The sequence below is a fragment of the Acinetobacter sp. 24-47-66 genome (assembly GCF_056779755.1).
Genome location: NZ_JBWYIL010000008.1, coordinates 103401 through 129603, shown reverse-complemented (window position 1 = coordinate 129603; position 26203 = coordinate 103401). Strand labels below are relative to the sequence as shown.

26 protein-coding genes and 1 rRNA gene are annotated in these 26203 nt (G+C 37.8%); 11 read left to right on the top strand and 16 right to left on the bottom strand.

The genetic code is table 11. The features are described from left to right. From AC1M84_RS09380 to AC1M84_RS09355, 6 genes are all read right to left on the bottom strand, one after another. Positions 1-77, bottom strand: a 16S ribosomal RNA gene (locus AC1M84_RS09380); the annotation flags it as partial. 436 nt (positions 78-513) lie between these two features. Next, positions 514-2391 (bottom strand): 5'-nucleotidase C-terminal domain-containing protein, encoded by a 1878-nt coding sequence (locus AC1M84_RS09375; RefSeq protein ID WP_481594880.1) that lies wholly within the window; start codon positions 2389-2391, stop codon positions 514-516. Positions 2392-2452: 61 nt separating this feature from the next. Continuing rightward, positions 2453-4048 carry a GMC oxidoreductase gene (locus tag AC1M84_RS09370; protein WP_481594879.1) on the bottom strand — a complete coding sequence of 532 codons (1596 nt, stop codon included), beginning with the start codon at positions 4046-4048 and terminating at the stop codon, positions 2453-2455. After that, complete coding sequence (locus tag AC1M84_RS09365; RefSeq protein ID WP_481594878.1) at positions 4045-4506, bottom strand: hypothetical protein; 462 nt, start codon at positions 4504-4506, stop codon at positions 4045-4047. The genes AC1M84_RS09370 and AC1M84_RS09365 overlap by 4 nt, the downstream gene beginning before the upstream one ends. Before the next feature lie 163 nt (positions 4507-4669). Next, positions 4670-5284, bottom strand: a complete 615-nt coding sequence (locus AC1M84_RS09360) for a YidB family protein (RefSeq protein WP_035269150.1) — start codon at positions 5282-5284, stop codon at positions 4670-4672. 101 nt (positions 5285-5385) lie between these two features. Then, positions 5386-5853 carry a DUF6231 family protein gene (locus AC1M84_RS09355; RefSeq protein ID WP_092767830.1) on the bottom strand — a complete coding sequence of 156 codons (468 nt, stop codon included), beginning with the start codon at positions 5851-5853 and terminating at the stop codon, positions 5386-5388. A 31-nt stretch (positions 5854-5884) separates the two neighbouring features. Here AC1M84_RS09355 and AC1M84_RS09350 point away from each other — a divergent pair, with 31 nt between their 5' ends. Then, on the top strand, positions 5885-6760 hold the full coding sequence (locus AC1M84_RS09350; RefSeq protein ID WP_481587632.1) for a DUF2797 domain-containing protein: 876 nt from the start codon (positions 5885-5887) through the stop codon (positions 6758-6760). Between the two features lie 38 nt (positions 6761-6798). Here the strand turns inward: AC1M84_RS09350 and lpxB are convergent, their stop codons facing one another. Beyond that, the gene (lpxB, locus tag AC1M84_RS09345) at positions 6799-7968 is read right to left on the bottom strand and encodes a lipid-A-disaccharide synthase (protein ID WP_481594877.1); all 1170 of its coding nucleotides are present in this window, start codon (positions 7966-7968) and stop codon (positions 6799-6801) included. A gap of 186 nt (positions 7969-8154) precedes the next feature. Here lpxB and AC1M84_RS09340 point away from each other — a divergent pair, with 186 nt between their 5' ends. From AC1M84_RS09340 to AC1M84_RS09330, 3 genes are all read left to right on the top strand, one after another. Next, the gene (locus tag AC1M84_RS09340; protein ID WP_481587633.1) at positions 8155-9030 is read left to right on the top strand and encodes a sulfite exporter TauE/SafE family protein; all 876 of its coding nucleotides are present in this window, start codon (positions 8155-8157) and stop codon (positions 9028-9030) included. A 262-nt stretch (positions 9031-9292) separates the two neighbouring features. Next, positions 9293-10384 carry a 3-deoxy-7-phosphoheptulonate synthase gene (locus AC1M84_RS09335; RefSeq protein ID WP_051586615.1) on the top strand — a complete coding sequence of 364 codons (1092 nt, stop codon included), beginning with the start codon at positions 9293-9295 and terminating at the stop codon, positions 10382-10384. Between the two features lie 48 nt (positions 10385-10432). Continuing rightward, positions 10433-10957 (top strand): protein-tyrosine phosphatase family protein, encoded by a 525-nt coding sequence (locus AC1M84_RS09330; RefSeq protein ID WP_180000437.1) that lies wholly within the window; start codon positions 10433-10435, stop codon positions 10955-10957. A gap of 10 nt (positions 10958-10967) precedes the next feature. On the opposite strand, the gene ispF is transcribed toward AC1M84_RS09330, so the two are convergent. Continuing rightward, positions 10968-11453, bottom strand: coding sequence for a 2-C-methyl-D-erythritol 2,4-cyclodiphosphate synthase (ispF, locus tag AC1M84_RS09325; RefSeq protein WP_035269158.1), 486 nt, complete (start codon positions 11451-11453; stop codon positions 10968-10970). A gap of 98 nt (positions 11454-11551) precedes the next feature. Between ispF and AC1M84_RS09320 the strand changes: the two genes are divergently transcribed. Further along, on the top strand, positions 11552-12205 hold the full coding sequence (locus tag AC1M84_RS09320; protein WP_035269186.1) for an A1S_1983 family putative colistin resistance protein: 654 nt from the start codon (positions 11552-11554) through the stop codon (positions 12203-12205). Between the two features lie 23 nt (positions 12206-12228). Here the strand turns inward: AC1M84_RS09320 and AC1M84_RS09315 are convergent, their stop codons facing one another. The 4 genes from AC1M84_RS09315 to AC1M84_RS09300 form a co-directional block, all read right to left on the bottom strand. Then, complete coding sequence (locus AC1M84_RS09315; RefSeq protein WP_481587634.1) at positions 12229-13077, bottom strand: EamA family transporter; 849 nt, start codon at positions 13075-13077, stop codon at positions 12229-12231. Positions 13078-13155: 78 nt separating this feature from the next. After that, positions 13156-14193, bottom strand: a complete 1038-nt coding sequence (fba, locus tag AC1M84_RS09310) for a class II fructose-bisphosphate aldolase (protein ID WP_035269168.1) — start codon at positions 14191-14193, stop codon at positions 13156-13158. 132 nt (positions 14194-14325) lie between these two features. Then, on the bottom strand, positions 14326-14574 hold the full coding sequence (locus AC1M84_RS09305; RefSeq protein ID WP_481587635.1) for a hypothetical protein: 249 nt from the start codon (positions 14572-14574) through the stop codon (positions 14326-14328). A gap of 120 nt (positions 14575-14694) precedes the next feature. Next, on the bottom strand, positions 14695-15882 hold the full coding sequence (locus tag AC1M84_RS09300) for a phosphoglycerate kinase (RefSeq protein ID WP_035269172.1): 1188 nt from the start codon (positions 15880-15882) through the stop codon (positions 14695-14697). Between the two features lie 138 nt (positions 15883-16020). On the opposite strand from AC1M84_RS09300, the gene AC1M84_RS09295 reads away from it, so the two are divergent. From AC1M84_RS09295 to AC1M84_RS09275, 5 genes are all read left to right on the top strand, one after another. Beyond that, positions 16021-16404 (top strand): DUF2237 family protein, encoded by a 384-nt coding sequence (locus AC1M84_RS09295; RefSeq protein ID WP_035269188.1) that lies wholly within the window; start codon positions 16021-16023, stop codon positions 16402-16404. Then, positions 16404-17015: a Maf family protein gene (locus AC1M84_RS09290; RefSeq protein ID WP_481593694.1), complete on the top strand. Its 612-nt coding sequence runs from the start codon at positions 16404-16406 to the stop codon at positions 17013-17015. The genes AC1M84_RS09295 and AC1M84_RS09290 overlap by 1 nt, the downstream gene beginning before the upstream one ends. A 460-nt stretch (positions 17016-17475) precedes the next feature. Continuing rightward, entirely contained in the window at positions 17476-17970 is a 495-nt protein-coding gene (locus AC1M84_RS09285; protein ID WP_481587636.1) for a hypothetical protein, read from the top strand. Between the two features lie 232 nt (positions 17971-18202). Continuing rightward, positions 18203-19369, top strand: coding sequence for a ribosomal protein uL16 3-hydroxylase (locus AC1M84_RS09280; protein WP_035266042.1), 1167 nt, complete (start codon positions 18203-18205; stop codon positions 19367-19369). 110 nt (positions 19370-19479) lie between these two features. Next, complete coding sequence (locus AC1M84_RS09275) at positions 19480-21150, top strand: FMN-binding glutamate synthase family protein (protein WP_481587637.1); 1671 nt, start codon at positions 19480-19482, stop codon at positions 21148-21150. Positions 21151-21186: 36 nt separating this feature from the next. Here AC1M84_RS09275 and AC1M84_RS09270 read toward each other — a convergent pair whose 3' ends face one another. The 4 genes from AC1M84_RS09270 to AC1M84_RS09255 are packed head-to-tail and all read right to left on the bottom strand — an operon-like array spanning position 21187 to position 24924. Beyond that, a complete protein-coding gene (locus AC1M84_RS09270) occupies positions 21187-22215 on the bottom strand; it encodes an alpha/beta hydrolase (RefSeq protein WP_035266046.1) in 1029 nt (342 codons plus the stop codon). Continuing rightward, entirely contained in the window at positions 22215-23345 is a 1131-nt protein-coding gene (locus tag AC1M84_RS09265) for a YdcF family protein (protein WP_035266048.1), read from the bottom strand. The genes AC1M84_RS09270 and AC1M84_RS09265 overlap by 1 nt, the downstream gene beginning before the upstream one ends. Before the next feature lie 10 nt (positions 23346-23355). Further along, the gene (gene murB / locus AC1M84_RS09260; RefSeq protein WP_035266127.1) at positions 23356-24390 is read right to left on the bottom strand and encodes a UDP-N-acetylmuramate dehydrogenase; all 1035 of its coding nucleotides are present in this window, start codon (positions 24388-24390) and stop codon (positions 23356-23358) included. Positions 24391-24402: 12 nt separating this feature from the next. Further along, complete coding sequence (locus AC1M84_RS09255) at positions 24403-24924, bottom strand: low molecular weight protein-tyrosine-phosphatase (protein WP_035266050.1); 522 nt, start codon at positions 24922-24924, stop codon at positions 24403-24405. A 113-nt stretch (positions 24925-25037) separates the two neighbouring features. Between AC1M84_RS09255 and AC1M84_RS09250 the strand changes: the two genes are divergently transcribed. Beyond that, a complete protein-coding gene (locus AC1M84_RS09250; protein ID WP_481594876.1) occupies positions 25038-26198 on the top strand; it encodes an iron-containing alcohol dehydrogenase in 1161 nt (386 codons plus the stop codon). The last annotated feature ends 5 nt before the right edge of the window (positions 26199-26203 follow it).

Below are 26203 nucleotides of genomic sequence, written 5' to 3'. Positions count from 1 at the left end.
ACCTTCCCCCGCTCGACTTGCATGTGTTAAGCCTGCCGCCAGCGTTCAATCTGAGCCATGATCAAACTCTTCAGTTTAAAATCAATAGTACCTAAAGGGTACCAATCTTGGCTCATCAATTACTGACAAAAAATTTGCTCAAATAAACTTCGAGAAATTTCTACCAATTATCAATGATAATATATATCGATCAATCAACCAGTAAAAATCCACACAAGTTGTTCTTCATAATCTCTTAATGATCTTTCTAACATCTCGTCAATGATAGAAGCTGGACTCGAAACACTTAACAACTCAGCAATCTGCTTCGTTCGTTTCCGTATATCTCGTCGGTATGGGGTGCATTCTATAGATTTTTTCTTCCCTTGCAACCCCTTATTTCAACAAAAACTCATGCGTGTTTATTTTTTAAGCAAACTTATGTTTTTTACACTAAAAAATACACAAAAACGATTAATTAAATTAAAAAACCCCAATTAGATTGAGGTTTTTTAGATCATAAAGCTCTAAATCTTATTCTATGTATTTTTGAGTACTATAATATGAAGTAGATAATTTTCGAATTGTTTTCATTTCTTGATCACCATCTATTGAATTTAAGTAATTTAAGAATGCTTCTGCATAGTCCAATCCAACTTCTATTCGACGCTCACCTGTAATTTTTTTCAATGTATGATAGTAATCAGCCCCATCAGCTAAAAAATTGATGGTCACAATTTTATATGACTGATTTAAATCTAATGGTATGAGCTGGTCTGCCCCATTTCTAACTTGAATATTTGTAATACGCTTTCCAATAGGCTGCGTCATATCAACTTGCCAAGTTAATCCAGCGGTATAAGGATAACTTCCGGTATTTTTTTGTTCAATCACGCCTGAAATGGCATCTTCAAGCGTATCTTTAATTTCTTGGCCAGTCATATTCAATTGAACGAGCGTATTTTTGAAAGGTAAGACTTGGTAGATATCTGCTACCGTGATATTTCCTTTCGCCAAATCAACTCTTACTCCACCTGCATTTTGAAATGAAATATCAGCATTAAAATATTCTTTGCCTTGTTTAAGAAATGCTTCGGCAACCATTTGTTGAATATCACCACCATGGGCATCGACATGCGCATTTAAATTACACACATCACCTAAAGATGATCGTGAGCGATCAAATTGAGTTCCCGGCACACGTCTTGAACATAAATTATCAACTGCCTGCCCAACAACTTTGGCTGCAAATAATTTTTTAGATTGCTTATAGGGCTCTAAGACACTCAAAATACTTTGATCTTCTTTAACAATAGAAAAAGGAGCTTGCTCTTTTTCGAATTGATGTTCTATATATTTTTTTTCTTGATCACTGACTCTTTCATTATTTTGCTTACGTTTAAAATCATCGCCAATTAACACATGCGGTGTACCCACACAACTTTGAACCGCGCCATCTGCATTAAATTTTACGTTAAGTTCACCAACCACATAACTGTATTGCCATGCTTGAGCAACACAAACAGTTTCGCCATTTTTATTTTTCAGTTGTAATGGGTAGTCAGCGACAGGAGACATACCATACTTTTCTAATATATGAGGTCCAAACAATGTGTGGGAGTCGCCTCCAATAATCACATCCACATCCGTAAGTTCTTGTGCTAATTTTTGATCTAGTTCATAGCCTACATGTGTTTGTAAAATAATTTTTTTAATTCCCTGTTTTTTGAGTTGATTAATCTCATTTTGAGCTACTGTAATTTCATCTTGGAATAATGTGTCTTGATTTGGTTGAGAGGAGTTTTTAGTTTTTGATGCAATGGTGAGCCCCACAACCCCATATTTTTCCCCATCCCGCTCAAGAACAATAGATTTTTGAATCCGATCTGTCTGATATAAAGGTGAACTCACCCCAAACTCAACATTTGCGGAAAGAATCTCTGTTCGCCTTTTACAGTGTCCTTCGTCTAAAAAACCAATAAAATCTTTTAAGCCTTGATCTTTTGCATCAAATTCATGGTTTCCCAAGGTAAAAGTATCAAAACACACTGTATTCATCATTTCAGCATCAGCTTTTCCATTAGACAGGTTGTAATACAAATCTCCTGTTATCGCATCGCCAGCATGCATTTTCACCACATTCGGATGATTTTCTGCCATTAGACTCATAAATGTTGCTACACGAGAAAATCCACCACGCGAAACGGCTAGTTGTTCTTCACCATGACCGAAGTCAAAATTAAAGCTAAGCTCTTCAGCATCTAAATGGGAGTGATGGTCATTAATATGAAGAATTTTCAATTCTGAAGGTTGAGAAATATTAGGATTAGATTTTTGGTCATCTCCACCACAACTGCTTAGCAATAACGATGTCGTTAAGAGAAGACCTGTTATTTTTATCTTGTTCTTCATTTAAATACTCCTTTTTTAAACCAAGAGTATTCAACGAAGATATGACATTATGATGGTGGATTTATGACACTTTATCGAAATGACTAATTTTATATTTTTCTGCAAATCGCTCAGCTAATGCCGTAATGGTCAAACTCGGATTAACACCAACATTCACAGGAATCGCACTTCCATCAACCACATATAAGCCTTGATAGCCAAAAACCTGATGATTAGAGTCAATCACACCTTTAGAGGAATCCTCAGCCATAACTGCGCCACCCAATATATGCGCTGTAACAGATAAGTGCCCCATACTTTCCAATATATTATTATGTGCTTGACCACCACTTACTTCAGCAAATTTTTCCGCAGCTTCATTTGCTAACGGTATAAAAGACGGCGCTCTTTCTCCAACTGAAACCTGCGTTTTCAAAAAACGCCTAAAACCTCTGAGTGCAGTACGTCCATATACAAATCTTAGTTGATTGTCTGCCTGTTGCATGACGGTTAATACAGTGACACGTTTATGCCAGTTTTTAGAACGCCATGATCGAGTTGAAACAAAGGGGTGCAGAAAAAAATGCTTTAAAACATGGAGTGCACGTTTTACAGGTTGATCTCCATTGACCAGTGGCCCCATATAAAACTTCATAAACTCATAACTTGCTGGAAATCGATTCTGAGTAATATGTGTTTTGTCATCTGCATGAAAATGACTGGAAATGGTCGTCCCTCTCGTTAAATCCATTGTTTTATCATCATTAGAGATTGCAACAATCGCCTCACTATTGGTTCGAATATGTTCACCTAACTGACCAGAAATATTCGGTAAGGTTTTATACAAATCTCTTGAAGCAAACAAAATTTCAACAGTTCCTATAACACCTGCGGATAGAATGACCTGTTTCGCAGAGTAATCTTGTTTTTCTTTGGAGTTAAATGACTGATATGTATGAATGATATATTTTCCATCAACATGTGAAAGATGGGTCACTTTGGTTTCTGGAATAATCTCAACTCCATTGCTCTCTGCAAGATATAAATAGTTTTTATCCAAACTATTCTTCGCACCCTGCGCACACCCCGTTATACAATTTCCGCACTGATTACAACCTATTCGTTCGGGACCTTGACCATTCAATAGCGGATCACTCACCGATTGATGAGGATCACCAAAGTAAATTCCCTGTGGTACGGTGTCGAAACTATCTCCAGAACCCATTTTTTCTGCTGTTTGTTTTAACCACTCATCTTGCTGACCTTTATATGGATTTAAACTTACACCTAGCATGGACTGAGCCATCTGATAGTGCGGTTGTAATTCCCTCTCCCAGTCTTCTGACAAATGACTCCAAGTTGGATCACGATAAAACTTTTGACCTGGTTTTAACAACACAGCAGCATAAACAACACTGCCACCACCAACGGCAACCCCTCGAACCACACCCATATGTTGGAATACGTCTTGTGCAAGAAAACCCTTCATCCCTAACGTCGGTGCCCAATTTAAGTATTTAGAACTCCGACTTGCACGATGTAAATCATCTTCAGTGAGCCTTCTTCCCTGCTCTAGCACAGCTACTTTTAATCCAAGCTCAGACAATCTTAGCGCAGATACACTTCCACCAAAGCCTGAACCTACAATAATGACATCATATTCAAATTTTGATTTCATACATCACGACTTAGAATAAATGGAAATGAAAAATGCTTTAAAAAAGGAAGATTAATGATAGTCATACACAACATCGTATGTTCATCAAGCTGTCTTAACTCATCAACCACCCAACGCCATGGAATTGGTGCTGTCTCCCCATAATGCAGGGCGATCGTTTGTTTTCCATCAATCAAAGACGCCTCTTCTAGACACTCCATTTGAAGCTTTTCACTTTTCTGCCCGTGATTGATTAAAATATTAGTGACTAAATTTTGATTGATGAATTTTTTCCCAAACCATCCCCCCAATCCACTTAAAAATAAACTCGGTGCTGCAGACACTCTTAACCACCAAGGACCAATAAACTGAGCCTTATATTCTCCTTGTCTCATGGAAAGTGGCGCGGATGAAAGTTGTTGATAGGTTGCCTTAATCGAGGACAACGAAGCAGTGATTAAATGCTCCTTACGGATCATGAATTTCTCCCTCAATGATTTTTGTTTTATTCAGCATGTCCTATGCTTCTTTCTGAAATATATCAATCGTTTAAATTTTATTCCACACACTTACTTTGATCGATTTCATAAAAAAAGCCGAATGTATGTCACATCCGGCTTTTCAACTTAAATTAATTTCACTTTATTTCTTTAAAAATCCTGATACAAGATTCAACACATTTTGTATATCTGAATTCGCTTCTTGCGGATCGGTCTTGTTTGCTTGAGGTGTAAGCGAATCAATAATTTGTGGTAAAACTGAAGAAATCGCACTGTATACATCCTGTTTAGGAACTTGCGCTTCTTGTGCAACTTGCTCGACATCTTGCTGATCAAATAAATTTTGAACTTGTTGCGTACTGACATTGGCATTTTCACCAGGACCAGTTGACACCCAATCATCCACTTGACTCGTCAGACCCTGACCTTTCAGTTGATCAAGTGCACCTTGCAAACCGCCATTTTTTTGAATCCAATTGAGAATTAAAGGAACTACTGCGATTAATAAGGTTTGAGCATTTAGACCTGATGATTTGCCTACACCACCAGATTGACTACCCGATAAACCACCAAGTACAGATCCTAAAATCCCTCCCAATCCACCTTGTTGTTGGTTTTGATTGGTCTGATTATTTTGTCCCGTTAAACTTCCGAGTACCGAACCAAGTACACCACCCAATCCCGATTGATTAGATTGTTGATTACCGCCTAAAGCCTGTTTCGCTAAAATTTCAACGATATTACTTAAATTTGTCATCAAGACACCTTTGCATTCTTATTTTCATTAATCAGCATATCGTTAAAAACATGGCTTTGTACCTTGAAATTGTTGTGTTTTGATAAACTCAAAGTTTGCCATTACCATCGAAACTTATTCCAATTTTCTGGATTAGCCCAAAACTTAGAATTAAACCAATCTGGCACATGCTTATAATTCAAAATATTGAATTGCCATAAGGCGAAATCTTGCTCTGTATTTTTTTGCTCAATGAGTTGCGTGAATCCCAGACTTCTTAACAATTGCTCATCTGCAATATGACTCAACACGACGATTCTTTTTGCCATTAAATCACGCAGTTTTACCAACATTTGTGATTTATGATGGGTTGATAGTGTATCCATCTGTTCATTATTTAAAATCACAACACCTAGATCATAGCGTTGCTGAAAAGGAAGCATTAAAAATTCAGTTACGTTAAAATGATTCCATTGGATTGTTTGAGCATAGTCTTGGCTGAGATCCTGACCAAGACATACGGCAGTTTGAATTGGCTGTTCTTTAGATAAATCGTCTAGCATTGACGTGATGACATTTTTCTCAGCCATGAGCTGCACCTTATTTGAGTGAGATTAAAGCATGGAATTACAGGGCATTTGTCATAAAATGCACGCTGGTTTAACCAACCTAAGTGTAACTGAACAACAAACACAACAGGCAAATGTTGAATATAAATTTATTTTAGATCGTTCAGAAATCAATCTCCCGTTCAACTTAGGTCAAGAAATTGAAATTGAATGGACCGGCAAAATTTACTGTGTTTCCTGTGGGAATAAAACACCAAAATCATACTCCCAAGGTCACTGCTTTAAATGCATGAAAACGAAAGCAGCCTGTGATATGTGTATTATGAAGCCAGAAACATGCCATTACCATTTAGGGACTTGTCGTGAAGAAAGCTTTGCTCAAGAAGTATGCTTTCAACCCCATATTGTCTATCTTGCCAATTCAAGTGCATTAAAGGTTGGCATTACCCGTTTAGGTCAAATGCCAACACGTTGGCTGGATCAAGGGGCTACCCAAGCTTTACCTATTATGAAAGTGGGCTCTCGTCGGCTATCAGGACAACTTGAAGTCATGTTTGGTGCGCAAGTCGCTGATAAAACAGACTGGAGAAAATTGCTGAAAGGTGAAGCGGAAAAGGTAAATTTGTTAGAGATCAGAGATGAATTACTCACGGAGTTTGAACCTCAAATTGAAACGATTCGAGATGAGTTCAGCATGAGCCTAGATTTCAATGAAAATGTAGAAATTTTAGAAAACGAACTTCCTCGTGAATTCATTTATCCTGTCGATCAATATCCTGAAAAAATTAAATCGCATAACTTAGACAAAACACCAGTCATACGTGGAAAACTGCACGGTATCAAAGGACAATATCTGATTATGGACACAGGGGTAATCAATATACGCAAATATACGGGTTATGAATTAAAAATTCGTGCCGACTCATAATGCAAAATCAAAAAAAAGCCTCATACTGAGGCTTTTTTTTAAAGGATAGATAGAATTGCGTGCACTGGATCTTCATTTTGATCCGACAATAGTTGCTTGTGCATCGTCAACAATTGCATAGATTGTATTTTTGAGTTTTCGATATTCATCAACAACTCAATCTCATGTGCTAAGTTTTCTGGAGTTGCATCATTCTGGATTAACTCCTGAATTACTTTTTTACCTGCAATAATATTAGGTAAAGAATAATAAGGAATCTTCACTAAAAGTTTCGCAATCCAGTAGGTCAAACTGTTTAATTTATAAAAAGTCACCATAGGACGATGCAATAACATCGCCTCAAGTGTTGCAGTACCCGATGCCAACGCCACTATATCACTAGCATCCATGACCATCCGACCTATTTTAGATTCCGCGTCAATATTTTCCATTAACTTAATATTATGTTTAAGCGTATCTGGATAGCCTATTAGGATCTGCTCAATTTGTTGTTTACGAGCATCATTTATGGCTGGAATTAAAAATTGATACTCGGGATATTTTTCATGGACAATCTTCGCTGCATCTAATACAAGCGGCCCTAACTTATCAATTTCACCACGACGACTTCCAGGCAGTAACGCGATATGTTTTTGTGCAGGATTTAAACCAAGCGCCTGCTTTGCATCGAGTATAGGATTTTCCAACGGTAGTTGATTAGCGAGAGGATGTCCAACGAATACCGCTGGCACATTAAATCGATCATAAAAAGTTTTTTCGAATGGGAATAGACAAAGTACCAAGTCAATTGTGGCTTTAATCCCATGAACACGAGCTTGACGCCATGCCCAAACTGAAGGACTCACATATTGAACAGTCTTAATTGGCAACGATTTTTGCTTTATTTTTTTTGCTAAGCGTAAGTTAAAATCTGGTGCATCTATCCCTATAAAAATATCAACAGGTTGTTTAGTCCATTGATCAACCAAGCCATCTCGAACCGCAAAAAGTTTTTTAATATCTTTTAATACTTCAACAATTCCCATCACCGATAGAATATCCATCGCATAATAGCTTTTAAAACCCTCTGCAATCATTTGAGGACCGCCAATTCCTTCAAATTCAGCATCAATTCCCTGCTCTCGAAAACGACGTATTAATTTGGCGCCTAAGGTATCACCTGAAACTTCACCAACCACAATGCCAATTTTGAGTTTTCGATTTTGCAAATGAATATCCTCTTTCATGCTCTACAAGTATCTTAACATAAGCATCTCATAACAGATTGAGTTCTTGAAATATCTTAACTTAGTAATGCTTTATCTTATTTTTGAATAAGTAAATGAATAATCAAGACAACAGCTTATATTCAAAAATCATAAGATATGCCGGTTTTCTGATAAGTAGCATAAACGATGTACGGTTCTATTGAATATATTTTAGCAGGTGTTTTAGTTGGATTCTGTGTAGGGGTTACTGGCGTAGGTGGCGGCTCACTTATGACTCCTATCTTAATTGGTTTATTTAAAATTGAACCACATATTGCGATTGGTACAGATCTACTTTATGCCGCGATTTCTAAGTTTTGCGGCTCTTTTGTACATGCAAAAAAACTTAATATTGTTTGGCCTATCGTCATTTGGCTCGCGATCGGAAGTATTCCAGCCTCTTTAGCCACAACTTGGGTTTTAGACAACTATTTGAGTCAATCCACACATTACAAAGCCATTCTCACGATGGTCTTAGGCTTTATGCTGACCATTACTGGTATTTCAATTGTATTCCGTACACAGGTAGAAAAATTCTTCAAAAAATTTTCCAAAGAAGTTACTGAACAGGAAGTTGAATTAACTCGAGAAAAATTAAAGCAGAAGCGTTTATATATAGCTTTAATGGGCATTGTACTGGGTATTTTTGTGACCTTATCTTCAGTTGGCGCGGGTGCATTCGGCATTATGGCGCTGATCATCATGTTCCCTAATTTACCTATGATTAGAATTATTGGTTCTGACGTTGTCCATGCAGTTTTACTGACGCTCGTTGCAGGTATGGGGCATATGAATTCAGGTAATGTGGATTTCAATTTATTAATGTGGCTTTTAGTCGGATCGATTCCTGCAATCATCGTTGGTACGTTGGTGAGCTCCCATTTACCAGAAAAAATTATTCGTAAGGTACTGGGCATCACCTTATTTGCCATTGGTGTTAACTTCATGCTTAATCCAGTCAAAGCAAAACCTGTGACCGCGCCTAAGGCAGTTATTGAAACATCAACTCAAGCTTATTCTTAATTTAATACCATGTTCAAACTATAACCTCAGTGAAGCTGTATATTTCACTGAGGTGAAATTAAATGATTTATTCAATTTAATAATTTTCAAAAATTAAATCATTCTATACAATACAAGTAGAAACTCTGATTAATACCAAAAAGACAATTTCATTACTTTTTTTTATTAAATCCATTCAACTTTTTGATAACAAATGATCTACTGAATCATGCTATATTCAATAGATTGAACATTTTCTTGTAAAAACGAACCAGTGACGGCAATGAATACTTTACAGTCAAATTCTATCACCCAAAACGACATTGATGACGTGAATGTACAAAGCATTCAGCCTCTTGTTACTCCTGCTGAATTAAAAACAGAATTACCGTTAACTGATAATGCATACCAAACAGTCCTAAAAGGTCGTGAAACTGTACGTAATATCTTAGATGGCAACGACAAACGTTTATTCGTAGTCATTGGACCGTGCTCTATTCACGATCCTGCAGCAGCTCATGATTATGCTGATCGTTTAAAAGTTTTAAGCGAAAAAGTGAAAGACACGCTTTATATCATCATGCGCGTGTATTTCGAGAAGCCTCGTACAACAGTGGGTTGGAAAGGCTTAATTAATGACCCTGACATGAATGACTCTTTCAACATTGAAAAAGGTTTACGTTTAGGTCGTAAATTATTGCTTGAACTCAATGAGAAAGGTCTGCCATGCGCAACTGAAGCGCTTGATCCAAACTCTCCACAGTACTACCAAGACTTAATTTCTTGGTCAGCAATCGGTGCACGTACAACAGAGAGCCAAACACACCGAGAGATGTCTTCAGGTTTATCATCTCCAGTTGGCTTTAAAAATGGTACGGATGGCGGTCTCACTGTTGCAACCAATGCGATGCAATCTGTAAAACATGGTCATAGTTTCCTTGGCTTAAATGACCAAGGTCAAGTTTCAGTCATTCGTACTAAAGGTAACCAATATGCCCATGTCGTGTTACGTGGTGGTAATGGCAAACCGAATTATGATGCTGGTTCTGTAGCTGAAGCTGAAAATGCATTAGCGAAAGCAAAAGTAAGCAACAAGATCATGATTGATGCGAGTCATGCCAATTCTAATAAAGACCCATACCTTCAGCCATTGGTTCTAAAAAATATCACTGAACAAATTTTAGATGGCAATAAATCGATCGTAGGTATTATGGTTGAAAGTCATTTAAAAGGTGGCCGCCAAGATATTCCTGCAAATCTTTGCGATTTAGAGTATGGTAAGTCTGTTACAGATGGATGCATCGATTGGGAAACAACTGAAAAAGTTCTGTTGGAAATGGATGCAGCTTTGAAAGACGTTCTACCACAACGTTAATCAGATAAAACGCCATCACACGATGGCGTTTTTTTATAAGGTTAAATCATGGATCAACTCGAAAAAGAACTAAGCTCAATCCCCCATTTTCAATTTGTTCATGAGCATTTGTTTAGCTCAGGTCAGCCAAACGAAGAACAACTTAAATCGATTAAAGCTTATGGTATCGATACCATCATTAATCTCGCTTTTAATGATGCTACACCGAACTTAAATCATGAAGATCGCTTGAGTGCTGAAATTGGTCTTAACTACATCCAAGTCCCTATTGATCCAGAATTTCCACATGACGATCAATGTTTATTTGTGCTCGATCTGATCGACCATCTCGTTAAAGAGAAAATGGTCTGGATACATTGCACCGAAAATCATCAATGTAGTTCATTAATCTATCTGTACCGACTACATTATATGAATATGGATTTACCTACTGCACATGAGCTATTACACCAAGTATGGGAACCCAACAACACTTGGACTGGGTTAATGCATGCGGTCGGCTTACAGTTGCAAGGACGTAAAGCTACTCAAGAACTGCAAGCCTCTTTGATGAAAGCGCAAAACTTTGAATGATCAAAATTGCTCATTGATGACTAATTAATACGGTCGCTGTAGACAGGATTCCTTCCTGACGACCAGTAAATCCTAATTTTTCAGTGGTGGTGGCTTTAATACTAATCTGATTGATATCCACATCAAGTACATCTGCAATACTTTGACGCATATCTAAATTATGTTTCGCTAATTTTGGACGCTCACAAGCCACTGTAATATCCGCATTATTCAGTTGATAACCACGATCCAATATCAACTGATAAACATGCTTTAATAAAACCTTACTGTCCGCGCCTTTGAACTGTTCATCAGTATCTGGAAAGTGCTGTCCAATATCACCGAGCGCTAAAGCACCCAAAAATGCATCACAAAGTGCATGTAAAACTACATCTCCATCAGAGTGTGCTTTCAAACCATGTGTATGCGGAATACGAATACCAGCCAATGTGACATAATCGCCTTCCTCAAAAGCATGAACATCAATACCTTGACCTATACGAATAGCTAAGCTCACATTGAACTCCTTTACACAGTTTTTGAAAATGAAATCTTGTATTCTTTGATTCTTGTTCGCTATAGTAGATGCGCAAACATTTGAAAGTATAAGCGATGATGTTGTCAAAAAGCGTATCAAGTTGGATGAAACCTTTAATTTCTATCTTTTTCATTGGATTAAGCAGTGTTTCTGTCGCACAGGCACAACTTATTCAATGTGATAAGCCGCAATCAAGTTTTAAAAATTCCATGATTTGTGCTGCTGATTTTTCATCTTTGAGAGATGAATTGAATGAACGCTTTTTAACATCCTACTTAGTTACTGATGCACCAACTCGATTAATTCAAGATACACAACAGCTTTGGCTGAATCGACTGCAGCAGTGTAAAAATAAAAATTGTGTGTCATTACAAATCAATCAACGCATTGATGATTTAAACTTTTACATGTCGATGAATCAAACGCTTACTCAGCATTACATCAAGTTTGAACAAGGTAAAATTGCAACGCAACCTGTACACCTTAAGATTCATCAATTAAGCAAGGATCGCGTCAAAATTGAAGGTATTGCTTATCGTAGCCCTAACAATCGCCTAGAAACTCAAACGATTCCGTTATTGGCTTATACGACCACTCAAAGCAAACACGAAATTATTGATAATGAGCATGATTGTCAGTACAAACTCAAATATCAAAAATCATTACTAATTGTCTCAACTGAGCAAACAGGCTGTGAGCGCTTTAGTGGAATCTATCGACTATATGATTAAACAGAATGTATGCAAATTCACAGTTAAATAGCGAATGCTAAACACAACACTCCTGTGATCGCTAACAGAATCCCCAAGCTATTTTTTAACGTTATTTTTTCTTTAAAAACTAATATACCTGCGATCACACCTAACACTACGACTAGAATATTCATGCCAGCGAATACAATTGCGGGTGAATCCTTTAACAACATATGTGCTTTCACATAAAGTGCAATATTGGCAAAATTCAATACACCTAAACTTAGTCCAGCAAGAAAATTTTGCAATGTCCATGATGTTTGACGCAGGGACAAATATCCCATGGAAATAATGAAAGCAAACACAAACATCAAGTTTAAACTGACTGCAAATTTTAATCCTAAACTTGTACTGAATTTTAACAGAACATCTACGAGTGCATAGCCAAGCCAAACTGCGAGCAAATACATTCCTGCTTTTTTTGTTTGCAATGTTGGTGTCGATGTTTTAGAAAAAATGATCAAAACAATTGCACCCAAACCCAATGCAATACCAATCGATTTCAGGGTGCTAAATTTTTCTTGGAAAAGAAAATAGGCTGCCAACAATGAAAGAACAACGGATAATCTTTGCGCGATTTCAGTTCTGATAATTCCAGCTTGATCAAGTGATTTGGAAAGCAGCAAGAATATTGAAGGTAATGCTATCCCCAACAACCCAATAAGCCACCAAGGTGTGGAGGTTAATGATATTTGATTGAGGTCTGGCTTAAACCAAAAAAAACAGAGTATCGTCGCGATGGCATAATTCCATGCAATCATTTGCATGACATCAAATCCACGAGATTTACTAAACTTCAATAAAATCGATACTAGTACGCTGCACAAAGCTGCTGAAAAAATCAGTTCCATAATTTGCTCTTGTTTTTTTATTCAAGAAAAAGCCCACAGTGATAGTGGGCTTTTTAAAATTATAAATAATTTTATTAATTATTTATAACGATCTACCATTTTCTCTAAAGAAATTGGACGAATCTTGTCAGCATGACCTGCTGTACCAAATGCAGTATAACGATCTACACAGATTTGCTTCATTGCTTCAACAGTTTGAGCAAAGAATTTACGTGGATCAAATTCACTTGGTTTTTCAGCCATCATACGACGCATAGCACCTGTTGAAGCTAAACGTAAGTCAGTGTCGATATTGATTTTACGTACACCGTGTTTAATTGCTTCAACCAACTGCTCAACAGGAACACCGTAAGTTTCTTTGATGTCACCACCGTATTGGTTAATAATCGCTAACCATTCTTGTGGAACTGAACTTGAACCATGCATTACAAGATGAGTATTTGGAAGTGCAGCGTGGATCTCTTTAATACGATCGATCGCTAAAATATCACCTGTAGGTGGACGCGTAAATTTATAAGCGCCGTGTGAAGTTCCAACCGCAATTGCTAACGCATCAACGTTAGTATCAGCGACAAATTGGGTAGCTTCTTCAACCGAAGTAAGGAGTTGTGAATGATCTAGAACGCCTTCAGCGCCCACACCATCCTCTTCACCAGCTAAACCAGTTTCAAGGCTACCTAGACAACCAATCTCACCTTCTACAGATACACCACACGCATGTGCCATTTGAACAACACGACGAGTTACATCTACGTTGTAATCATAAGTTGTTGGTGTTTTACCATCTGCACCTAATGAACCATCCATCATTACAGATGAAAAGCCCAATTGGATTGAGCGTTGGCAAACGTCAGGATCAGTACCATGGTCTTGGTGCATCACAACTGGAATGTGTGGCCATTCTTCGATTGCCGCCAAAATAAGATGGCGTAAGAATGGAGCACCAGCATATTTACGAGCACCAGCAGATGCTTGAACAATAACAGGTGAATTTGTTTCATCTGCGGCTAACATAATCGCGCGCATTTGTTCTAAGTTGTTTACGTTAAACGCTGGTACGCCGTAACTATGTTCTGCGGCGTGATCCAAGAGCTGGCGCATTGAAATAAGAGCCATAATTTCCTCCCAGGTAATGCTCCATATTCTAACCTGACCTGTGTTTCAATTCAGCAACAATTGACAGTATTTCATAAAAAATCCCTGCAATTGCAGGGAGATTTTCAATTTAATACTTATTGAAGTAGAAAATCACTCCGCCGTTGCTTGATCAGCAGGTGCATTTGCAACTTCTTCAGGAACATCAGTATTATTTTCATCTTGTAATGGCTGATCAATAGCATCGATAGCCGCTTGTTGTTCAGCACTAATATCTGATGCTTCAACAGCAACTTCTGATGTTGATGTTTGATCTGCAGCTGGTGCACTTTCTTGTTTAGAACAAGCCGTCATTGCAAGAGTAGCAGCCAATAGCGCAAATACGCCTAATTGTAATTTCATGATGTTATTCCGCATGATAAATCAGATTATGATCATAATATTTCAAAATTATTTCATTTTCATGACGAAAATTAGTCATAAAAAAAGACCTTCTTAGAAGGTCTTTTTTCTCAAATCCAATTAAGCGCGTTCTAGTAGAACAGCAACTGCTGGTAATGTCTTGCCTTCTACAAATTCAAGGAAAGCACCACCACCTGTTGAGATATAACCAATTTTGTCAGCCACTTCATACTTATCAATCGCAGCTAAAGTATCACCACCACCTGCGATAGAGAAACCTTCAGATTCTGCAATCGCTAAAGATAGCGCTTTCGTGCCTTCACCAAATTGATCAACCTCAAATACGCCTACTGGACCATTCCAAAGAATTGTTTTTGAAGTTTTTAAAATTTCAGCAAATGCTTGAGCTGTTTCTGGACCAACATCAAGAATCATGTCATTGTCAGCAACATCTTCAACTTTTTTCACTACGGCTTTTGCTGCCGCTAATGAGCCAAGGAAGTCATCAAAGTTAATTTCTGATGCGTCAGCAACAACAACATCTGTTGGCAATGGAACCGATACTTTTGCAGCAATTGCTTTAGCTGTATCGATTAAGTCATTTTCACAAAGTGATTTACCAACGTTATAGCCCGCAGCTGCTAAGAATGTATTCGCTATACCACCACCGACAATGAGCTGATCACAAATATCTGATAACGATGTTAAAACATCCAGTTTAGTCGATACTTTTGAACCCGCTACAATAGCAACCATTGGTTTTTCAGGCGTCTGAAGTGCACGACCAAGTGCATCTAATTCAGCTGCAAGTAATGGACCTGCTGCAGCAACTTTAGCAAGACGAGCCACACCTTCTGTTGATGCTTCTGCACGATGTGCAGTACCAAATGCATCCATCACAAACACATCACAAAGTGCTGCATATTTTGCTGCCAACTCTGGATTATTTTTCTTTTCGCCTGTGTTAAAGCGACAGTTTTCAAGTAACACAACTTGGCCTGGTGCAACTTCAACACCATCCAAATATTCAGTGAGTAATTTAACTTCTTGACCCAATGCTTCAGTTAAGTAGGCAGCAACAGGTGCAAGTGATTGTTCAGCTTTAGGCTCACCTTCAACTGGACGACCAAGGTGAGAATAAACCATTACTGCTGCGCCTTTTTCAAGAGCGGCTTTAATTGTTGGTAATGCAGCGCGTAAACGTGCATCACTCGTAATCACACCATTTTTAACAGGAACGTTTAAGTCTTCACGGATCAGAACACGTTTACCTGCTAAATCGAGGTCAGTCATACGCTGAAAGTTCATGTATAGCTCACTTTATAGATATCAAAACCGCATAGATTCTAAATGATTATGCTAAAAAAGGTGAGTAAAATTTCAGAAAAGCTGTAGAAATCTTTAGATTTGATTATGATAGATGGAGTCGAACCACAAAGTGTTGCTATGTCTATCCATCCAGATCCAAGTATTAATCGTTTAAATGTTTTCGGCGAACCGCTCGCCAGTTGTTGTTTTGATCCTATCACAGGATATTTCAGAAATGGTTTTTGCCACACTGCACCCTCTGATTTAGGTCAACATACAGTCTGTGCCGAAATGACGTCAGAATTCTTAAGTTTCTCGCAACGAATTGGGAATGATTTGACAACACCACTACCCGAAGTTGGTTTTCCTGGTTTAAAACCTGGTGATTTCTGGTGTATTTGTGTGACGCGCTGGGTTGAAGCTTATCAGAATGATATGGCACCGAATTTAAAACTTCAGGCTTGTCATCAGTCGGTTCTTGCTTATGTCCCGATCGACATTTTAATGGAATTCTCAGTGTAATGAATCATCATGTTGCTTCAACGTCAGCAAGAATTATTTTAGCTTCTGGCAGTCAGACACGTAAGGAATTACTTAATCGATTACATATCGATTTTGAACAAATATCACCCGATATCGATGAGACTCCGCGTGGGGAAAGCCATGCCGATGATCTTGCTTATCGACTTGCATATGAAAAAGCAAAATATTTTGCTGAGAAATATCCAGATGCGATCGTTATTGGTTCTGATCAGGTAGCTTGGCGTGAAGGCGCACCTGATATATTTATTGGAAAACCTTTATCTACTGAAAAAGCAATCAAACAGCTTCAAGCAAATTCAGGAAAAATTGTTTATTTCAGTTCGGCATTGAGTGTTCAACACGCTTCATCTGGGTTTGAAGAAACCATTGTTGAACATTACAAGGTCAAATTTAGGCATTTAAATTTGGAAGAAATTCAGCGTTATGTCGCACTTGAACAACCTTTACAATGTGCTGGAAGTTTCAAATGTGAAAGTTTAGGCATTAGCTTATTTGAAGAAATGATTGGGCAGGATCAAACAACTTTAATGGGCATGCCGATGATTCAATTATGTAAGATTTTACGTGAATTAAAAATTCTAGTGCCTTGATAAGTTGCTTATTAATAAATAAGACCGAGTTAAATGACTCGGTTTTTTGGAATTATTTGTTACTAACAACAGATGAATGAAATGAAAACCCTATTTTTAACTCAAATAATTACAATTGAGCTAAATTAATTTATCTACACAAAGCTGTGGAAAATTGATCGATAAGCGATCTCAAAACATAGAAATTGTAAAAAAGTTCAAATGATCATATTTGGGTTGTTCATTTCAAGTTAAGAATATGAATTACATGAACCAAGTTAAGAAACTTTGTATAACATCCATTATCTTAGTTTAAGTTATCATTCTTAAATTTTTTTTTAATTTTGGATACTATCTTTAGGGGGATACATATGCATGATAACTACTGGAATAGATTTCTACATATAGAAAAAAACTAAAAGAATTTAGTACTCACGTAGATTTTGACATTAGAAACAATGAAAATTTTTCTATAGAAATAATGAATTTGTATCTTACAATTTGTTCAGAAATTGAAGCTATTTTTAAAGCTTGTACATCTAATATTGGTAATTCATTCAACTTTAGAGATTTTCGTGAATACTATAAAGATGAAACACAACTACAAAGTCTATCTCTCTTAACGTCTGACGTACAAATTAAATATGCATCTTTAAAATTCACTCCATTTGATAAGATAGATAGCGATGAAACAATTTTATGGTGGAATCACCATAATAAAATTAAGCATGATCGTGAAATTAATAGAAATCTCGCGAACTTAAAAAATCTATTATACTCAGCTAGCGCACTTTTTTTACTTAACTTAGTCTACAGATTTGTAGTTCAAGAAAAAATATACCTTATACCCCCTCCTGAAATTTTCGAAACAAAAGACTTCTTGGTCAGCATTCATTCTTCAGGAGGTGGGCTTCTATATACATCCAAAGCTTGTATAAATAGTTTTGGTGCTGAAAGCCCTTTTGATGATGATTAGTTTAGTTAATATTTGATTCAATAAATCTGCCTCATTTAACATAATGGCTTTTATACGATATGAAATTCCCTCAAAGTGTAAATTAATTATTTCTTTAAAACTGCTATATTCATTTTTTTATATTCATTTGTATCATCCATAAGCAAGAAAACATGCGCTTTTAAAGCCGTGTCACTTGCAGAACTTGCATCGTTCAAGGGACAATAAGCCAAACTAAATTGTAGTCCTTATTATGTCCCAAACTTTAGACGTTCTCGGCGGTATTAGCGCTGAACAATTCCTTACGGAATATTGGCAAAAAAAACCGCTCCTCGTTCGTAATGCAGTTCCTGAAATTGTGGGTTTACTTGAACCCAATGATGTTATGGAGCTTGCACTCGATGAAAACGTGACTGCACGTTTGATCAAACAAAAAGATCGTGACCCTAATCAATGGAATGTGAAGTCATCGCCACTGCTCAAAGCAGACTTCCAAAAAATGCCAAAATTATGGACATTACTCGTTCAAGCGGTCGATCACTATTCGTTTGATCTTGCTGAGTTATGGAAAAAATTTCCTTTTATTCCTCAATGGCGTCGTGAAGATATTATGGTATCTTACGCACCACAAGGTGGTTCTGTCGGTAAGCACTTCGATTTTTATGATGTATTTTTAGTTCAAGGTTACGGACATCGCCGTTGGCAATTAGGGCAAATGTGTGATGAACAGACGGCACTCGTTGCAGGTCAGCCTTTAAAACTTTTGCAAGAAATGGAAGTTCATTTTGATGAAATTTTGGCGCCGGGCGATTTACTATACGTCCCACCAGGTCTTTCTCATTATGGCGTAGCTGAAGATGAGTGTTTAACCTATTCTTTCGGGTTCCGCATGCCAAATATCTCAGACATGATGGATAGTCTTGGTGATTCTTTCTCAGAACAAGAGCAACTGAAAAAACCATTATTAGATGTCACTCGCTCTGCCAGCACTGCTGTCGGCGAAATTTCAGATCATGAGCTTAGCTATTTGCGCGAACAACTTTTAGCTCAACTGCAAAATCCTCATATGCTAAATGAAGCCATCATGTGTCTCGCTTCGCAACCTGGTTATCCTAACAATATTCCAGAAAATGACGAAATTGGAACAGGTGATTTAGAAGAAGCACTTGAAGAAGGTTATTTATTAAAAATCGAACCTGCTTCACGTTTGCTTTATAGCAACTTCAATGATGAACTTAACTTTTGGGCGAATGGAGAGCGCTTATGTATCTCCGAAGAATTTAAACCTCATTTAAAACGTATCGCTGATGGTGAAATGATCGCTTTAGATGAAAGTTTATATGATCAACATATTCTTGAAGATCTCGCAGAACTTTTGAACAGTTCGATCATTATGTTGCTACCTTCGGAAGAAAACTAAACCCATAAATATAAATTGTTAGCTTACAGCTGTAAGCTAACAATTCACTACTTGTCTGATTCCATAGAAGTTCGTAAGGTAATTACAGTAAAGAACGATGGAAAATAAAAATGGCAAGTCCTGCTCAAGCAATAAGACATAAATTACTGAACACTTTTTTTTCAAGACATTCTGTATGGTTCGCATGTATTATCATCGCCCTGAGTATTACGTGGCTTAGGCTATTTTACAGTCCCCATTATATTTATTATTTTCTATCCGACAGTGTCATTAATATTATTTGGCTACTGACCAGTTTACTCAGTGTCTTAGGCCTATATGATGTACTTCAAAATAAACATTCAATTTTGAAGAACTACCCAATCATGGGGCATTTTCGCTTCTTATTTGAAGATTTCAGACCCGAAATTCGTCAATATTTTATTGAATCAGACCAAGACGCTTTACCCTTTTCAAGAATGCAACGTAGCTTAGTTTATCAGCGTGCAAAGAATGAAAATGCTGATAAGCCTTTTGGTTCAATTATTGATGTATATCAAGAGGACTATCGTTTCATTACCCACTCTCTTGCACCGAAACTCCCAGCTGATACCAGCACCTTCCGTATTAAAGTGGGTAATGATCAGTGCGCTCAACCTTATAGTGCATCAATCATGAATATCTCAGCAATGAGTTTTGGGAGTTTAAGTGCTAATGCAATACGCGCACTTAATCTCGGTGCCCACATGGGTCAGTTCTATCATGATACTGGCGAAGGAAGCCTAAGCCCCTACCATCTTGAAAATAATGGAGATATTGTTTGGCAAATCGCCAGTGGATATTTTGGTTGTCGAACTGAAGAAGGTCTATTTGATCCTGAAAAATTTAAAGCTCAAGCTAAACATCCCAATATCAAAATGATTGAGCTAAAACTGTCTCAAGGTGCAAAACCAGGTCACGGCGGTATTTTACCCAAACATAAGATTACAGAAGAAATTTCGAAAATTCGTGGTGTTCCTCGTGATCGCGATTGTATTTCCCCGCCAAGCCACCCTAGCTTTAATACACCGATTGAAATGATGTATTTTATTCAAAAGTTACGTGAACTATCAGGTGGTAAACCTGTTGGATTCAAATTATGTATCGGACAGCCTTGGCAATTTATGAGTATTGTCAAAGCGATGCTTGAAACCAATATTGTTCCTGATTTTATCGTCGTAGATGGATCAGAAGGTGGAACCGGTGCTGCACCGATTGAATTTAGCGATAATATCGGTACACCTCTGCGTGAAGCTCTATTGTTTGCACACAATACCTTAGTAGGTGCTGGATTAAGAGATAAAGTAAAAATTGGTGCAAGTGGTAAAATCATTAGTGCTTTTGATATTGCAAGTACCTTTGCCTTAGGTGCAGATTGGGTGAATTCAGCTCGTGGATTTATGTTTGCTGTCGGTTGTATCCAAGCTCAAAGTTGCCATACCAATCAGTGTCCAGTTGGGGTAGCAACACAAGATGCTGAGCGCCAAAAAGCAGTCCATGTACCAACGAAAGCAGAACGTGTTTATAATTTCCACAAAAATACATTACATGCACTAGCAGAAATGATAGCAGCTGCAGGTTTAAATCATCCGAGTGAAATTAAAGCTCATCATCTCGCGCAACGTATAAATGATCGTGAAATCAAAAATTATGCTCAATTACATTTTTGGTTAGAATCGGGTCAACTATTGAACTGTAAAGATAAAGACGAAGAAAATTTCTATTTCAGAATGTGGAATTTGGCAGATGCCAGCAAATTCTAGTTTCATCAAAAAGGTGCTGAAATCAGCACCTTTATTTTAAAAGTATCCTTTATGACTTTGAGCATGCAAGAACGCTGGGATTAGACCCGTTAATGCTGCCCGTATATCAGCACGCTCATTGATCAACTGATGGGATCCCTCCTCTAGCATAAGCAAGGTCTGGAGGCGAAACTTTCTGCGAATAAATTCGATATTATAACGCCAGTCTACGGTTTGATCTTGGGCACCTTGAGCGAGCCATACTGGAATTCGGCATGCAGGTCGATTTTCCATTTCCAACATCCACTTTGACATTGCTAATATCCAATCCATCCCCATCATACGCGGTTGTAATGGATCTTTTAGACGTACAAATCTTAAAAATTCAGGGTTGTGATTATTGCGCTTAAAATGTCTTGGAACTTCACGTTTGATACGGCGAATGATGCCTAAGCCTACTGGATTATGCCACCATGCTGTTTTTGCAGGTCTGACTAACGGCGACAAGAGCAATACGCGTTCTACAATTGGATTTTTACGTTGTTCAGCAAACTCCAACAAATGATGCATCCAAATTGCACCACCAGTACTCTGTCCGATACCTAGCCATGGTTTAGGCAATTGATCCGCTTGTTTTACATATTGGTGAACCGCATGGAGTACTTGCTGATAATGATCAAAGTTCTGAATGCTGGCAGCATTGCCATCACTTAACCCATGTCCAGGCAAGTCATAAGTTAAAACACTAAACCCTTGATCCAGCAATTCACCAATAATTGGTTGGTAAATCCCACTGTGTTCCAAATAGCCATGCAATAAGAATACAGTACCTTTCACCTGCTCTATGCGAGGTTGATACACCTGCACATGAAGTTTGAACAAAGGCATTTTGATATAACCCTGCCAATAATTCGCTTCAAGACGATCAAGTGCGTAAAGATGACGATAAGCTTGAATCTCTTTCGAAGGAGAATAAGGTCGATTTAAATTTAATGGTTCCAATCTTAAAGGTGTTTGTTCTCGATTCGGAATGGGTAAATCGAGTTGTTTCAACACATTTGGATTCAGAAATGGAATATCAGACATTATGGCACCTCCCGACAACCGCTAGAGCCAAACATTACATCTCTGATCGTGGCAAGTAATTCATAATTTGCACGACGACTGTGATCGTAATTTAATTGGCTAGGACGCCATGTTGTCAGCATTGTAGGCATGGGCGCTTCAACAGGAATTGTCTTGATACCGTTCAAAGCAAAAAGACGTCGTGTACGTGTCATATGATAACGATCGGTAATCAGAATCACTGTCGGCGCTCCTCCTTTTTTTTGTAATAATAATGAACTAAAGCGTGTATTCTCACAGGTATTCATGCTGCGTTGCTCTAATAGATTCGCTTCTACGCCACGCGATGCTAGCCAAGCTTGCATGTACGGTGCTTCAACACCACTCAACACAATAGGTAAATCCGTTTGCTTCTCAATCTCAAGTGTTTTTTCTAGTCTAGAGCGTGTATAATCATTAACTACGATATCAATTTTATTATCCCCTAGCGTCAACCCACCACCCAACACTACTATCGCATAAGGTTTATCCTGTTGATTTGATAAAGTTTTATTTTCATTTTGAATCAACGCGATATCTTTGTAGATTTGCGGATCTAATGTTTGAACCTCGTCTTCTTCTAAGGGATGATTTCTAAGGAAAAATTCATATTTTTCCATTAAAGCCAAGCGCTGATTTTTTTCTTCATTGATGGATGAGTTTGTTGAATCAGTTTGGCTTATGGCAACATCACTGGCTAAATCAGGCTGATCAATTGCGAAGACAACATCCTCTTTAGTTTCATTCTTTGTATTTGCATCTATAAGCAATTCATCTTTAATTTTTTGTTTTAATAAAACATAGCGAGTTTGAATTTCAGCAAGCTGTTCAGCCCCTTGATCATTCAATTGTTCTTCAATAAGTTTGAGATAAGCTTGTCTTGCAATCCACAGCCTTGAACCAGGCTCCAAATCCTCCTTATCAGTTAACGCTGCCATTTGCTGGCTCTTGGCCGCAATTTCGTCAACTTTGATAGGTACAAATGCGTGAAGTGATTTCACAACAAGTGCTGAATAAAATGGTGTATACCAGAAAACCATGAGACAGCCCAAAAGTGCGAATATGATCGCCATCATACGCACCGTTGTCACCATCCAATGTTTTCTAGACATATTGTCCTTTTTAAACCAAATGAGATTGAATAGAACCTTTTTGATCGAACAAAACAGGCTCAGGTTCTAATAAAATACCAAACTTATTTAACACATCTTGCTGCACAGAGCGATAGGTTGCTTGCACATCTGTGAGAGATGCATCGGCGTAATTGACTAAAACTAAAGCCTGTCGATCAAACATTCCCACTTTTCCTAATTTTTTTCCTTTCCAGCCTGATTGGTCAATCAACCAACCAGCTGCAACTTTTACAGAACCATCCGCTTGAGGATAGTGTGGAATCGTGGGATGAAGCCGTAAAACTTCCTCAAATTTCGTTTTAATTAAAATCGGATTTTTAAAAAAGCTCCCTGCATTTGGATATTCTGCAGGATCTGGGAGTTTACTTTGACGAATTTTGATCACTTGTTGCTGTAAATTATATGGCGTAATGTCATCGCCCATCGCAGCTTTTAAATCTCCATAATTCATTTTGAGTTGTGGCTGTTTAAGTAATTTAAAGATGACCGCAGTAATAACAAACCGCTCAGGGTGATCTTTAAAAATGCTGTGTCGATATGAAAAATGACAATCACTCGCTTGGATTTGAACGATTACATTTTTAGTACGATCAAAAGCCTCTACAAATTCAATAAATTCACCGACTTCAACACCATAGGCACCGATGTTCTGAACAGGTGCAGCACCCACCCACCCTGGAATCAATGCGAGATTTTGCAATCCATAGAAACCTTGCTCTGTTGTCCATAGCACGAACTCATGCCAGTGACGTCCAGCACCTACTCGAATTGTGACATTGGTATCATCTTCAGCAAGCAGGACAAGATCATCTAAATGTAATTGAACAACTAAAGCATCTAAATACTCGGGAAGCAGCATATTACTCCCCCCAGAAAGTATCATCATGTTTAATTGAGCTTGCTCACCAAATTGAATTGCTTCTCGCAAATCTTGAAGAGATCGAACAATACAATAATGGGATGCAACAGCATTTAAATTCAACGTATTGAAAGACTGGAGTTGTATATTGGTTTGAATATCAATCATATTTTCATCTTACTCAACGTTTGACTGCTGCAACATTGGTTTTAAGTAACTAATCCATGCTTTACTGTTCGACTCACATTGATCTAAGACCAACTCAAAGCCATCATCTCCACCATAGTAAGGATCTGGTACGGGTTGATTTAAATATGAAGGATCCTTGGCACTCATGAGCTCTATTTTTGCTCGCAGTTCATGGTTTTGAAATATTTGCGCTGCTTCAGCTTGCAGTTTCTGAATATTGACTAGGTTTTCATGATCCATCGCCAAGATTAAATCAAATTCCTGAAAGTCTTCAATACGAATCTGTCTCGCACGTAATGAAGATAAATCATATCCTCGTTTCAATGCGTGCTTTTGACTTCGATGATCAGGCGCTTTGTTTGGGTGGTAATTACTGGTTCCAGCTGAATCAACTTGAATATTTAATTTTTCTAAATCAGCAAAGTGTTTCATTACCACTTCTGCTGTTGGGGAACGACAAATATTTCCTAAACATACACATAAAATTTTGTATGGCATTTTCGTCGTCATCTTCGCCTCAAAAATACATATACTTTCGCAGTGCATATGTTAAGTTATTTAAGGAGTGAATCCTATAGAACTGTAAAACAATAATCTTATTTAAAGCGCAAAAAGGATGTGTGATGAGCCAATTTCAATTTCAAACTGTCGGGAATATTATTTCTGGTTTAGAGAGTATTCAACAGCTTGGCTCAATTTTAAAACAAAATCGATTTAATAAAGTTCTTCTCGTCACAGATCAAGGAATGATTGATCATCACCTCCACCAACCTATTCTTCACATTTTTAACGCTACTGGGACTGAGTTCAGTATTTTTTCCGATGTCGTTGCAGACCCTCCTGAGGAAGTCATCTTAAATGCAGTAGATGAAGCAATACGTTTACACATTGATGCAGTCATTGGTTTTGGCGGTGGTAGCTCTTTAGACGTGGCAAAAATTATTGCCGTACTTTCACACCCCAATCAAACCCAAACGATTTCTGAGTTATATGGCGTCAATCAAGCTCAATCGCCACGATTACCACTCATCTTAGTGCCTACAACTGCAGGTACGGGTTCTGAAGTTACACCAATCTCTATTGTCACTACAGGCAAAACAACAAAAACAGGAATTGTTTCACCCGTTCTGTATGCGGATACTGCCATTTTAGATGCCACTTTTACTCAAGGTCTTCCGGCTCACATCACTGCAGCAACAGGAATTGATGCAATGGTGCATGCAATTGAAGCCTACACCTCAAAACTAAAGAAAAATTTCTATTCTGATTTGCTCGCTAAACAAGCATTGGATTTATTGAATCAAAATTTAAAACTTGTTCTAGAGCAACCCCAAAACCTAGAAGCGCGTCAAAAAATGCTCTTAGGTTCTATGTTGGCTGGACAGGCATTTGCAAATGCACCTGTTGGAGCGGTTCATGCGCTTGCCTATCCTTTGGGCGGGCATTATCACTTATCGCATGGTCATACCAATGCAATCGTGCTTGTTGAAACACTGAAATTCAATGCACCTCAAGCGAAGAAATACTATGCTGAACTGATGCAATGGATTGACCCATATAGCAAAGGCAATACTGATGGCTTATGTGATTTATTTATCGATCATATGGAAAGGCATGTTAGCCAGAGTGGGTTGAGCTTAAAACTCAATGAGCTAGGTGTACAAGAATCAGATTTAGAGATGTTAGCTAATGATGCAATGCAACAAACGCGCCTCTTACAAAACAATCCTAGAGCTCTAAGCTATGCTGATGCTTTAAGCATCTACCAAGCAATTTATCATTAAATGAC